Source organism: Pseudoduganella sp. jia 12, assembly GCF_055502675.1.
Map to the genome: position 1 here is coordinate 240,080 of NZ_JBUXKP010000008.1, position 12,440 is coordinate 252,519.

Annotated in this window: 15 protein-coding genes and 1 pseudogene; 13 read left to right on the forward strand and 3 right to left on the reverse strand. The window is 64.0% G+C overall.

Going from position 1 to position 12,440, the window contains the following annotated elements; genetic code table 11:
* Positions 1-13 precede the first annotated feature (13 nt).
* The 13 genes and pseudogenes from hisD (at position 14) to tatC (ending at position 9,224) form a co-directional block, all read left to right on the forward strand.
* The gene (hisD, locus tag ACY65G_RS19275) at positions 14-1,330 is read left to right on the forward strand and encodes a histidinol dehydrogenase (protein WP_464998912.1); all 1,317 of its coding nucleotides are present in this window, start codon (positions 14-16) and stop codon (positions 1,328-1,330) included.
* Positions 1,327-2,070, forward strand: a pseudogene (locus tag ACY65G_RS19280) (DNA-methyltransferase); the annotation flags it as partial. The gene hisD and the pseudogene ACY65G_RS19280, both read left to right, overlap by 4 nt.
* A 297-nt stretch (positions 2,071-2,367) precedes the next feature.
* Positions 2,368-3,459, forward strand: a complete 1,092-nt coding sequence (gene hisC, locus ACY65G_RS19285) for a histidinol-phosphate transaminase (protein ID WP_464998913.1) — start codon at positions 2,368-2,370, stop codon at positions 3,457-3,459.
* A gap of 20 nt (positions 3,460-3,479) precedes the next feature.
* A complete protein-coding gene (hisB, locus tag ACY65G_RS19290) occupies positions 3,480-4,082 on the forward strand; it encodes an imidazoleglycerol-phosphate dehydratase HisB (protein WP_464998914.1) in 603 nt (200 codons plus the stop codon).
* Positions 4,083-4,103: 21 nt separating this feature from the next.
* A complete protein-coding gene (hisH, locus tag ACY65G_RS19295) occupies positions 4,104-4,742 on the forward strand; it encodes an imidazole glycerol phosphate synthase subunit HisH (RefSeq protein ID WP_464998915.1) in 639 nt (212 codons plus the stop codon).
* Between the two features lie 61 nt (positions 4,743-4,803).
* Positions 4,804-5,616, forward strand: coding sequence for a 1-(5-phosphoribosyl)-5-[(5-phosphoribosylamino)methylideneamino]imidazole-4-carboxamide isomerase (gene hisA / locus ACY65G_RS19300; protein ID WP_464998916.1), 813 nt, complete (start codon positions 4,804-4,806; stop codon positions 5,614-5,616).
* A gap of 1 nt (position 5,617) precedes the next feature.
* Positions 5,618-6,379, forward strand: coding sequence for an imidazole glycerol phosphate synthase subunit HisF (gene hisF, locus ACY65G_RS19305; RefSeq protein WP_464998917.1), 762 nt, complete (start codon positions 5,618-5,620; stop codon positions 6,377-6,379).
* A 9-nt stretch (positions 6,380-6,388) separates the two neighbouring features.
* A complete protein-coding gene (gene hisI, locus ACY65G_RS19310; RefSeq protein WP_464998918.1) occupies positions 6,389-6,829 on the forward strand; it encodes a phosphoribosyl-AMP cyclohydrolase in 441 nt (146 codons plus the stop codon).
* Positions 6,826-7,179: a phosphoribosyl-ATP diphosphatase gene (locus ACY65G_RS19315; protein WP_464998919.1), complete on the forward strand. Its 354-nt coding sequence runs from the start codon at positions 6,826-6,828 to the stop codon at positions 7,177-7,179. The genes hisI and ACY65G_RS19315 overlap by 4 nt, the downstream gene beginning before the upstream one ends.
* A gap of 17 nt (positions 7,180-7,196) precedes the next feature.
* Positions 7,197-7,568 carry a histidine triad nucleotide-binding protein gene (locus ACY65G_RS19320; protein WP_464998920.1) on the forward strand — a complete coding sequence of 124 codons (372 nt, stop codon included), beginning with the start codon at positions 7,197-7,199 and terminating at the stop codon, positions 7,566-7,568.
* Positions 7,569-7,708: 140 nt separating this feature from the next.
* Complete coding sequence (tatA, locus tag ACY65G_RS19325; RefSeq protein ID WP_131148629.1) at positions 7,709-7,942, forward strand: Sec-independent protein translocase subunit TatA; 234 nt, start codon at positions 7,709-7,711, stop codon at positions 7,940-7,942.
* A gap of 14 nt (positions 7,943-7,956) precedes the next feature.
* Positions 7,957-8,469, forward strand: a complete 513-nt coding sequence (tatB, locus tag ACY65G_RS19330) for a Sec-independent protein translocase protein TatB (RefSeq protein ID WP_464998921.1) — start codon at positions 7,957-7,959, stop codon at positions 8,467-8,469.
* Positions 8,469-9,224, forward strand: a complete 756-nt coding sequence (tatC, locus tag ACY65G_RS19335; RefSeq protein ID WP_464998922.1) for a twin-arginine translocase subunit TatC — start codon at positions 8,469-8,471, stop codon at positions 9,222-9,224. The genes tatB and tatC overlap by 1 nt, the downstream gene beginning before the upstream one ends.
* 122 nt (positions 9,225-9,346) lie before the next feature.
* Here tatC and ACY65G_RS19340 read toward each other — a convergent pair whose 3' ends face one another.
* The 3 genes from ACY65G_RS19340 to ACY65G_RS19350 form a co-directional block, all read right to left on the reverse strand.
* Complete coding sequence (locus tag ACY65G_RS19340) at positions 9,347-11,224, reverse strand: DUF885 domain-containing protein (RefSeq protein ID WP_464998923.1); 1,878 nt, start codon at positions 11,222-11,224, stop codon at positions 9,347-9,349.
* Between the two features lie 98 nt (positions 11,225-11,322).
* Positions 11,323-11,811: a hypothetical protein gene (locus ACY65G_RS19345; protein ID WP_464998924.1), complete on the reverse strand. Its 489-nt coding sequence runs from the start codon at positions 11,809-11,811 to the stop codon at positions 11,323-11,325.
* Between the two features lie 201 nt (positions 11,812-12,012).
* A complete protein-coding gene (locus ACY65G_RS19350; protein WP_464998925.1) occupies positions 12,013-12,372 on the reverse strand; it encodes a hypothetical protein in 360 nt (119 codons plus the stop codon).
* Positions 12,373-12,440: the final 68 nt, after the last annotated feature.

The following is a 12,440-nucleotide window of genomic DNA, read 5'->3' on the forward strand; positions in this document are numbered from 1 at the left end:
CAAAGCCGCCACCATGATCCAGATCCGCAAGCTCGACTCCACCGCCATCGATTTCCAGGAAACGCTCGACGCGCTGCTCGCGTTCGAAGCGGAAACCGATTTCGCCATCGAACAGGCCGTCACCGGGATCATCGCGCAGGTGCGCGCGCGTGGCGACGAGGCCGTGGTCGAGTACACGAACAAGTTCGACCGCATTCCCAACGGTGGTGCCGCCGACCTGCAGGCGTTCGAGATCGGCCAGGCCGAACTCGATGCCGCGCTGGCGGCGCTGCCGGACGCGCAGCGTGCGGCCCTGCAGACCGCGGCCGAACGCATCCGCGTCTTCCACGAGCGCCAGAAGCAGGAGCTGCAGGGCTTCACCTATACCGAAGCGGATGGCACGATCCTCGGCCAGCGCATCACGGCGCTGGACCGCGTGGGCATCTACGTGCCGGGCGGGAAAGCGGCGTACCCGTCGTCCGTGCTGATGAACGCGATTCCGGCCAAGGTGGCCGGCGTCGGCGAGATCGTGATGGTGGTGCCGACGCCCGATGGCGTGAAGAACCAGATGGTACTGGCCGCCGCCGCGATCGCCGGCGTCGACCGCGTGATCGGCATCGGCGGTGCGCAGGCCGTGGCCGCACTGGCCTATGGCACCGAGTCGATCCAGCCCGTCGACAAGATCGTCGGCCCCGGCAACGCCTACGTGGCAGCCGCCAAGCGCCGCGTGTTCGGCGCCGTGGGCATCGACATGATCGCCGGCCCGTCGGAAATCCTGGTGGTATGCGATGGCACCACGGACCCGGACTGGGTGGCGATGGACCTGTTTTCGCAGGCCGAGCACGACGAGCTGGCGCAGGCGATCCTGCTGTGCCCGGACGCGGACTACATCGCCCAGGTCGAAGCTTCCATCCAGAAGCTGCTGCCGACGATGCCGCGCCAGGAAACGATCCGCACGTCGCTGACCGACCGCGGTGCGCTGGTGAAGGTGCGCAGCATGGAAGAGGCATGCGAGATCGCCAACGCCATCGCCGCCGAGCACCTGGAGATTTCCGCCGAGGAGCCGCAGCAGTGGGCCGACAAGATCCGCCATGCCGGCGCAATGTTCCTGGGCCGCTTCTCGTCCGAGTCGCTGGGCGACTATTGCTGCGGGCCGAACCACGTGCTGCCCACGTCGCGCACGGCGCGCTTTTCGTCGCCGCTGGGCGTGTACGATTTCCAGAAGCGTTCGTCGGTGATCCAGGTCAGCGAAGCCGGCGCCCAGACATTGGGTAAAATCGCGGCCGAGCTGGCATACGGCGAAGGCTTGCAGGCACACGCGCGCAGCGCGGAGCTGCGGCTGAAATCATGAGTGCCTGGCTCGATCAGGTGTTCTGCGAGGATGCCTTGGTCGGCTTGCACCGCATCCCGGATGGCTCGGTCGACCTGATCCTGACGGACCCGCCGTACAACCTGGGCAAGGATTACGGCAACACCTCCGACCAGCAACCGGTGGACGATTTCCTGGCGTGGACCGAGCAATGGGTCGATGCCGCGCTGCCGAAGCTGAAGGAAAACGGCAGCCTGTATGTGTTCACGACGTGGCGCTCGGCGCCGGAAATCTTCGTGATGCTGAAACGGCGGATGACGATGATCAACGAGATCATCTGGGACCGCCGGGTGCCGTCGATGGGCGGCACCGTGCGCAGTTTTACGTCGGTGCACGACACGATCGGCTTTTTCGTGCGTCGCAAGGATTATTATTTCAACCTCGACGCCGTGCGCATCCCGTACGACGCCGAAACCAAGAAGGCCCGGTCGCGCTCCATCTTCGTGGGCGCGAAATGGCTGGAACAGGGCTACAACCCGAAGGACCTGTGGAGCGTATCGCGCTTGCACAGGCAACATGCGGAGCGGGTCGATCACCCCACGCAAAAGCCGCTCGAGATCATCGAACGGATGGTGAAGGCATCGTGCCCCCCGGGCGGCGTGGTGCTCGACCTGTTCATGGGCAGCGGCACCACGGCCGTCGCGGCGCGCAACACGGGCCGCCACTTCACCGGCTTCGAACTGAATCCCGACTATTGCAGGATCCTGGCAGAACGCCTGGCACTGATGCCACAGGGGTCTGACCCCAAGGCCCGCGCCGTCGCCGGCGTCCGCACCGAGGATCCGGGGTCTGACCCCGGTTTTCCGGCGCTGCCGCCCCCGTCGCCGGAAGCCAAGGCACCGGCCAGGAAGCGTGCAGCCAGGAACCTGTCTGCCGTTCCGGGGTCTGACCCCGGTTTTTTGGCAGCGCCGCCCGTGAAGGTCGCTCCCAAACCACCCGCCAGGAAGCGCATAGCAAGAAAACCGGCCGCCGTCGCACCCGTCGACAGCCCCGAATAACGAATTGGAGTACTAGAAAGCATGTCCCTCGACAGCCTGATCGCCAACACCATCCGCCCCGACGTGCGCAGCGACAAGAGCTACCACGTGCCGGATGCCAGCGGCTTCGTGAAGCTGGACGCAATGGAAAATCCGTACCAGTTGCCGGAAGACCTGCGCCGCGAGCTGGGCAGCCGGCTGGCCGAGGTGGCGCTGAACCGCTACCCGGCCGCCGCCTACGGCCCGCTGAAGGAACGCATCCGCGCAAAGCTCGGTATCCCGGCCGGCTACGACGTCCTGCTGGGCAACGGCTCCGACGAGCTGATCGCCATCATGGCCGCCACCTGCGCATGGCAGGACCGCCGCGCCGTGATGCTGGCGCCGGTGCCCGCGTTCGTGATGTTCCAGCGCTCGGCCCAGGTGGCCGGCATGGATTTCGTCGGCGTGCCGCTGAAGGCGGACCTGACGCTCGACCTGCCGGCCATGCTGGCGGCGATCGAACAGCACCGGCCCGCGCTGATCTTCCTGGCGTACCCGAACAATCCGACCGGCAACCTGTTCGACACGGCCGACATCGAAGCGATCCTGCGCGCGCAGGGCGACCGGGGCCTGGTCGTGGTCGACGAAGCCTATGAACCGTTCGCACAGCAGAGCTTCATGCCGCGCCTGCCGGAATTCGGCAACCTGATCGTGATGCGCACGCTGTCCAAGCTGGGCCTGGCCGGCATCCGCCTCGGCTACATGTCGGCGGCACCCGCGCTGCTGGAACAGTTCGAGAAAGTGCGGCCGCCCTACAACATCAATGTGATGACGCAGGCGGCGGCCGAATTCGCGCTCGACCATGTCGACATCCTCAACGAGCAGGCCCGGCTGCTGCGCGAGCAGCGCACCGAACTGGCTGCCGCGCTGGCCGCGGTACCGGGCGTGCAGGTATTCCCGTCGGCGGCGAATTTCATCACGATCCGCGTGCCGGATGCCGACAGCGTCCATGCCAAACTGGTAAGTCGTAAAATCCTGATTAAAAATTTGAGTAAAATGCACAGTGTGCTGACGAATTGCCTGCGCGTGACCGTCAGTACGCCGGACGAGAACGCCGCTTTCCTCGATGCGCTGCGCGCCTCGTTGGCGGACTGATCCTAACCCCAGAGCTTCCCATGAATTTTCCAGCAGCCCGTATTGCAGAAGTCATCCGCAACACCAACGAGACGCAGATCCGCGTCGCCCTGAACCTGGACGGCACCGGCGTGCAAAAGCTCGATACCGGCGTGCCCTTCCTGGACCACATGCTGGACCAGATCGCGCGCCACGGCCTGATCGACCTGGACATCAAGGCCACCGGCGACACGCATATCGACAACCACCACACTGTCGAGGACGTGGGCATCACGCTGGGCATGGCGGTGGCCAAGGCCATCGGCGACCGCAAGGGCATCCGCCGCTACGGCCATGCCTACGTGCCGCTGGACGAGGCGCTGTCGCGTGTCGTCATCGATTTCTCCGGCCGTCCGGGCATCGAATACCACATTCCGTTCACCCGCGCGATGATCGGCACGTTCGATGTCGACCTGACCCTGGAATTCTTCCGCGGCTTCGTCAACCACGCCGGCATCTCGCTGCACATCGACAACCTGCGCGGCACCAACGCCCACCACCAGTGCGAAACGGTATTCAAGGCGTTTGGCCGCGCGCTGCGCATGGCCGCCGAATTCGACGAGCGCGCAGCGGGCACGATTCCCTCCACCAAAGGAAGCCTGTAAATAAAGGCCGGCTTTCATATCATGAAAAAAATTGTAGTAGTTGACTACGGCATGGGTAACGTGCGCTCCGTTGCGCAGGCCCTGCGTGCCGTCGCGCCGGAAGCCGACGTGTCCATTTCCGGCGTTCCGGCCGAGATCGACGCGGCCGACCGCATCGTCCTGCCCGGCCAGGGCTCGATGCTCGACTGCATGACGCACCTGCGCGAGTCGGGCGTGCACGATGCGCTGATGCGCGCCGCCGCCACGAAGCCGCTGATGGGCGTGTGTGTCGGCGAGCAGATGCTGCTCGAGCGCAGCGAGGAGCGCGATGCCGAAGGCCTGGGCCTGTTCCCCGGCTCGGTGGTGCGCTTCCAGCTCGACGGGCAATTGCAGGAAGACGGCTCCCGCTTCAAGGTGCCGCAGATCGGCTGGAACAAGGTCAGGCAGACCGCGCCGCATGCGATGTGGGAAGGTATTCCCGACGATGCGTATTTCTATTTCGTGCACAGCTACTACGCGCGGCCGGAAAACCCGGCGCACAGCGTGGGCGAAACCGTGTATGGCGCGCCGTTCTGCTGCGTGATCGCGCGCGACAACATATTCGCCACCCAGTTCCACCCGGAGAAAAGCGCGGCCACGGGCCTGCAGCTGTACAAGAATTTCGTCCACTGGAATCCCTGAGCTTCGCCGCGTCGCCCCTGACAGAGCCTACCCACCCACTTACTCGAACCCTTACCACACCATGCTGCTCATTCCCGCCATCGACCTCAAGGACGGTCACTGCGTTCGCCTGAAACAAGGCGACATGGAACAGTCCACCGTGTTTTCCGACGACCCCGGCGCCATGGCGCGCCACTGGCTGGAGCAGGGCGCGCGCCGCCTGCACCTGGTGGACCTGAATGGCGCCTTCGCCGGCAAGCCGAAGAACGAAGGCGCCGTGAAGGCGATCCTGAAAACGGTGCAGGAGTTCGCGCTGGAGCACGATATCGACGAGATCCCCGTGCAGCTGGGCGGCGGTATCCGCGACCTGGACACGATCGAACGCTACCTCGACGACGGCATCAGCTACATCATCATCGGCACCGCCGCGGTGAAGAGCCCCGGCTTCCTGCACGATGCGTGCGGCGCCTTCCCCGGCCACATCATCGTGGGCCTGGACGCCAAGGACGGCAAGGTGGCCACCGATGGCTGGAGCAAGATGTCCGGCCACGAAGTGATCGACCTGGCGCAGAAGTTCGAGCAGTACGGCGTGGAATCGATCGTCTACACCGACATCGGCCGCGACGGCATGATGGGCGGCGTGAACATCGAAGCCACCGTGCGCCTGGCGCAGGCCGTGCGCATTCCGATCATCGCCTCGGGCGGCCTGCACAACCTGGCCGACGTGGAAGCGCTGTGCGCCGTGCAGGACGAAGGCATCGAAGGCGTGATCTGCGGCCGTTCGATCTACGAAGGCACGATCAACCTGAACGAGGCGCAGCTGCGTGCCGACGAACTCACCGGCGAAGTCTTCGACGAAGTTGCGGACGAAGCGTCCACCACGGGCGAAAAATAATATGCTGGCCAAACGCATCATCCCTTGCCTGGACGTGACCGACGGCCGCGTCGTCAAGGGTGTCAACTTCACCGAATTGCGCGACGCCGGCGATCCGGTCGAAATCGCCCGCCGCTACGACGAGCAGGGCGCCGACGAGCTGACGTTCCTCGACATCACCGCCTCGTCCGACAACCGCGGGCTGATCCTCGACATCATCGAGCGGGTCGCATCGCAGGTCTTTATTCCGCTGACGGTCGGCGGCGGCGTGCGCAAAGTGGAAGACGTGCAGCGCCTGCTGAACGCGGGCGCGGACAAGATCAGCCTGAACACCTCGGCCGTCAGCAACCCGCAGCTGGTCTTCGACGCCGCGCAGAAGCACGGTTCGCAGTGCATCGTGGTGGCGATCGACGCCAAGCAGGTCTCCCCCGGCAAGTGGCAGGTGTTCACGCACGGCGGCCGCAACGCCACCGGGCTCGATGCCGTCGAGTGGGCGCAGAAAATGGCGTCGCTGGGCGCCGGCGAGCTGCTGCTGACCAGCATGGACCGCGACGGTACCAAGAGCGGCTTCGACCTCGCGCTGACGCGCGCGGTGTCCGATGCCGTGGGCATTCCCGTGATCGCCTCGGGCGGCGTGGGCGGCCTGCAGGACCTGGCCGATGGCGTGACGAAGGGGCATGCGGACGCGGTGCTTGCCGCCAGCATCTTCCACTACGGACAGCACACGGTCCAGGAAGCAAAGCGCTTCATGGCGCAGCAGGGCATTCCGATGCGCGAGGCCTGAGGGAACAGCATGAGTATTCCAACGACGACGCCTAGCGTAGCCAAGGCAAAATGGCTGAACCGCGTGCACTGGGACGAACATGGCCTGGTGCCCGTGATCGTGCAGGAAAGCGGCAGCAACGACGTGCTGATGTTCGCCTGGATGAACCGCGATGCGCTGTTCAAGACGGTGGAACTGCGCGAGGCCGTGTACTGGAGCCGTTCGCGCAAGAAGCTGTGGCACAAGGGCGAGGAATCGGGCCATGTACAGAAAGTGCTCGACATCCGCCTCGACTGCGACGAGGACGTGGTGCTGCTGAAAGTGGAGCAGGCCGGCGGCATCGCCTGCCACACGGGGCGCCATTCGTGCTTCTTCCAGCAGTTCGACGGCGACGCGAAGGATGGCGACTGGCGGGACGTGGAGCCGGTGCTGAAGGATCCGGAAACCATTTATACGGATAAAAAGAAATGAGCATCGAAGCAAACGGGGCGTCCGGCACGATCCTGGACCGCGTGGCTGCCACGATCGAATCGCGCAAGGGCGCCGATCCCGCCACGTCGTACGTGGCCAAGCTGTTCTCGAAGGGCGACGACGCGATCCTGAAAAAGATCGGCGAGGAAGCCACCGAGACCGTGATGGCCGCCAAGGATGCCCGCGTGACGGGCGACGGCGCGAAGGTGCTGTACGAAGTGGCCGATCTGTGGTTCCATTCGCTCGTGTTGCTGGCCCAGTTCGACCTGTCGCCGCAGCAGGTGCTCGACGAGCTGGCGCGCCGCGAAGGCATGTCCGGCATTGCCGAAAAAGCCGCGCGCCCGGAATAATTGAAAAGGACTGACCCGTGGATAACTGCCTGTTCTGCAAGATCGCTGCCAAACAAGTGCCTGCAAGCATCGTCTACGAAGACGACGAACTGCTGGCATTCAAGGACATCAACCCGGCCGCGCCGGTGCACCTGCTGGTGATCCCGAAAAAGCATATCTCCACGCTGACCGAAGCGCAGCCGGAAGACACGCTCTTGCTGGGCAAGATCCTGGCCCTCGCACCGAAGCTGGCCGAGGAGCATGGCGTGTCGGTGGTCTATGGCGAGGATGGCAGCCCTACCCGTGGCTACAAGACACTGATCAACAGCGGCCCCGACGGCGGCCAGGTGATCTACCACCTGCACATGCACCTGTACGGCGGCCCGCGGCCATGGCGCGGCATGCACTGAGCGGCTGCAAGCAATACCGATCAAGCAGACGGAAGAGTTATTTCCGGCCGTTACTGTGACAGGAACATGACAGCACAAGAGTCGTGTAAACTGTTTGTTCTTACCGAATTCGGGCATTACCGCCCTGCAAGGAGAATAGTATGGGTTCCATGAGCATCTGGCATTGGGTGATCGTCCTGGTCGTCGTCATGCTGGTTTTCGGCACCAAAAAACTGGGCAATATCGGCTCGGACCTGGGCAAGGCCGTCAAGGGTTTCAAGGATGGCGTGAAGACCGACGAGAAGGAAGCTGCCGACCAGCCCGCACCGCCGCCCGCGCACGTGACCGACAAGGGCACGATCGAGGTCGACGCCAAGGAAAAGAACAAGCACTGACCGCACGCTGATACATGATCGATCTCGGTCTTTCCAAGCTGGCCATCATCGGCGTCGTGGCGCTGATCGTCATCGGTCCCGAAAAACTGCCCAAGGTGGCGCGCATGGCGGGCACGCTGTACGGCCGTGCGCAGCGCTACCTGCACGACGTGAAGAGCGAAGTCAGTCGCGAAATCGAGCTGGAAGAACTGCGCAACCTGCAAAAGAACGTGCAGGAACAGGCGCAGAACATCAAGGCCGACGTCGAGAATTCGATCCAGAAGAACATGGCCGAGGTCGAGGATGTCTTCAAAATTGAAGACACTGCCGACACCTATGCCAGCCCCGCGCCCGACTTCCACTCCGCATCGACGGAAGACCAGTCGCGCAAGGCCAAGGAATTCCGCCGCAAGCGCCTCGTGCGCACCTCGGCCGTGCCGCAGTGGTACAAGCAGCGCACCGGCGGCCGCATGCACGTGGTGTCCGGCGCGGCGCGCGTGGCGCGCTTCCGTCCGCGCAACGGTAAACCTCCCGCCTCCTTTTACTGATGAGCACTGAACAACCGGCCGAAGAAACCTTCATCAGCCACCTCGTAGAATTGCGTGACCGGCTGCTGAAGGCTTCCATCGGCGTCCTGATCGTCACGGCCCTGCTGATGGCCTGGCCGGGGCCCACCATGCTGTACGACTTCCTCGCCCAGCCCATGATCGATGCGCTGCCTGTCGGTGCCAAGATCATCGCCACCGGCGTGACCGCCCCGTTCCTCGTGCCGATGAAGGTCACGCTGATGCTGGGCATCATCCTGGCGTTGCCGTGGGTGCTGTACCAGGCCTGGGCATTCGTCGCACCGGGCCTGTACACGCACGAAAAGCGGCTCGTGGCGCCGCTGGTGATCTCCTCGTCGCTGCTGTTCATTGCCGGCGTGGCGTTCTGCTACTTCTTTGTCTTCGGACGGGTCTTCCACTTCATCGCCACGTTCGCGCCCTCGTCGATCGCCGTCACGCCCGACATCGAGAATTACCTCGATTTCGTGATGTCGATGTGCCTGGCGTTCGGCGCCGCGTTCGAAGTACCGATCGTGGTGGTGATCCTGGTGCGGATGAACCTCGTGACGCTGGCCAAGCTGAGGGAATGGCGGCCCTACGTGATCGTGGGCGCCTTCGTCATCGCCGCGATCGTCACGCCGCCGGACGTGGTCAGCCAGTTCGCCCTGGCCATCCCGATGTGGATGCTGTTCGAGCTGGGGCTGCTCGTTTCGCCGATGTTCGTCAAGATGACGCAGGCGCCGGAGAATCAGACTTAAGCGCCAGACGTAAATACAGCAGCAATAAAAAAAGGAGCCTCGGCTCCTTTTTTTATTTCGTTTGGGCTGCGCAATGTTTCCCGAAAAATGGGGACGTACCCCATTTTTCGGGAAATCTTTGTTTACTGCATCAGTTCGCGGATCACCTTCACCGGCGCGCTGCCGTAGCCGAGGAATTCCTCGTTGAACGCCTTCTGCGAGAACTTGCTGCCCAGTGCAGTGCGGCGCTGTTCGCGCAGCTCCATGATCTCGCTGTAGCCGCTGAAGTAGGACGTCAGCTGCACGGAGGTGAGCGTGGCGCGGCGCCATTTCTCGGCCGCTTCCTGTTGCGTCTGGAATGCCTGGCGGGTCAGCAGGTCCAGTGCCTGGTCTTTTTGCATGTCGAGCACGTGAACGCTGTAGTCGAGGATCGTGTTCGTCACGCTGCGCAGGTTCCACTTCGAATACATCAGCCACATCTCGGGCGAGTTGTCATAGCCCGATTCCAGCATCATGCGCTCGCTGAACACGGCCCAGCCTTCGACCATGGCGCCATTGCCGAAGATCGATTTCACCAGCGAAGGCGACTTGTTCGCATACACCAGCTGCGCGTAGTGGCCGGGGATCGCCTCGTGCATGTTCAGGATCTGCAGGATCCAGTGGTTGTACTCGCGCAGGCTGCTTTCGGCCTGTTCCGGCGTGGCGCCGGTGAGCGGCGTCACGTTGTAATAGGTGCGGTCCTGCGGACGGTAGGGGCCGGGCGCCTCGATGCTGGCGCCGGCCACGCCGCGCTGGTAGGCCGGGGTTTCGCGCACGACCAGCGGCTTGTCCGCGTCGAGCGTGAGCAGGTCGTTTTTCGTGACCCACTCCTGCAGCTTCGGGATCTGCGCCTTGATTTCTTCGACGAAGCGCTCGGGTGCCACGTGGTTGGCCGAGAGCTTGTCGATCATCATGCCGATCTTCGCGTAGCGGTCGGCTGGTTTCTGCACGTCGGCCAGGTACTTCGGCCACAGCTCGTCGCTGATGCGGTCCATGTTCGCCAGCAGTTCGTCGCGTGCCGCCAGCGCCTTGTGGTAAGTCTGCTCGCCCGAACTGGCCGACTGGATGTCGAACCCGAACTTCTGTTCGTACAGGTCGCGGCCGATGCGGAACGAGCGCGCACCTTGCACGGCCAGCATCTTGTCCGTCTCGCCGAGCCAGGCCGCGTAAGCTTGCACGGCCGTTTTCGCGGCGGCGATGCGCTGCCCGAACAGGCCCTTTTCGTTGGCGGCCAGCGACGACGCCCGCGCTTCCTTGTCCAGCTCGTCGAGCAGCGCGATCACGCCGGGCGCCTGGGCGATGGCGAGCTGCGTGTGCTCGCGCGTGGGTGTCGTGATGTTGTTGCGCGCGGCTTCGTAGTAGGCCGGCACGTTGGCGATGCGCCGCAGCAGCGTGCGCAGCCGCTGCGACTTGGCGGCGTACTCGGTGTGCAGGATGTAGTCGATCGGGCCGGCGATGTTGTACAGCGCCGGGTTCCATTCGAATTCGCGGAAGGTCGTCAGGTACCAGCGATCCGAGTTGAGCTTGTTGACGAGCAGCGCCATGTCGGTGCGCTGGCGCGACGACAGCTGGCGCCCATCGATCTTGCCGAAGCGGCCCAGCCATTGGTCGATGAAGGCGAGCTGCAGCTGGCGCGTGGCCAGGTCGGGCACCGTGAGCGTGGCGGCGGTGTCGTATTTGCCCACCGTGATCGCGGTTTCCGGATCCATGCGCCACAGCGCATTGAGGAACTGGTTCGATTGCGAATTGAACGTGCGGTCGGCGCGGCTTTCGGACGATGCCGAGGCGGCTGAAGCTGCAGCCGCACTGGTGGCGACGGCAGCTGCTGCAACGGCTTTCTTGGCCTTGGACTTCGATTTCGAGGATTTCTTGGCGGGAGCGGTCTTGCTTGTCTTGGCCTTCGACGGTTTCTTGGCCGCCTCGGCCGGGCTGAACGCCAGCGCCAGCATCATGGCGGCCAGCGCGAGTTTTGTCTTGATCATCGTGTAACTTTCTCTTACCGGGGTCGTACAGAGGGCGAGATTATCATTAATCAACTCGCCGGAACCCGGCATGTTACACGAGGTACAAACCTGTTTGCTCAAGCCAGGCGGTCGTCCCGCAGTGCCTGCTGGTGGCGTTCGTTGATGAGCGCCACCGCTTCGCGACCGCGCGCCATATGGGACAGCCTGATTTCACTGGCCGGTGTGAACCGGTGCGCCACGCGGATCGACCAGGACCGCAGCAGCCAGCTGCGAAACGACTGCGCGTAGGATGCCTCGTCGAGATCGCGCCACTTGATGCCGCGGATCCCGCGCTGCCAGGGCAGCACGCCCGAATACAGCCACACGCCGGCATCGTCGTAATACAGTTGCACGCTGCGGATCAGCAGCACGCGGTAGCCGATCAGCAGCGTGGAGCCGGCCAGCACCCCGGCGGCGGCCAGTTGCGAGTGGTTGAAGGCAAGCCGCAGCACGAATGTCATCACCACGGCCACCAGCAGGCAGCCGATATAGGCGGTCCAGGCCTTGCGGCACAGGGGGATGCCGTGCGTGGCGGCGGTGAGGTCGCTTTCCTTGAGTCGTTCCATGCCCGGATGATTGCATGGAATGGCTGTTGCGGGGAAGGGGACGGGGCCGGGTCGGGCCCAAACCTGATGTCGTCAAGTTAGCGCTTGGCCGGCATGGGAAATCGCATCCACAAACCCCCAAAGCGAACGTCCGGGGTCGGACCCGCCGGGTCCGACCCCGGCGTCTGCCGTTGAGGCGGGCTTATCTGAACGGCATCAGGCTTAGACCGGCCCCTGCCTGCTGTCCATCCGCTCGGCATGGTCACGGCCGGCAAAGCGGTCGAGGATGCCGGCGGCGCGCGATCCGTCGCGGTCGTTGTCCACTTCCACCTGCAGCAGGCAGTTGCTGCGCTGGACCGGGGTGCGCACTTCGCCGTTGACGGACTGGCGGTTCGGGTTGTCGAACGATGGGGTGGGTTTTTCGGTCAGGTCGACGACGAAGTTGCCCTCGACGGGGCCCGCTTCGTCTTCGTGGACGTTCATGGAAATGGCGGAAGCGGCGATGCCGGACGCGATCAGCGCCTCGCGCGCCTGCTGCGCCACTTCCACGCTGTCGAATACGCGGAGGAGGGTGTCGGCCATGATGTGCTCCTGATGGGCTATGGATGAATGCAACCATCATAGCGAAGGCGCGCCGGCGGCAGCGTCCC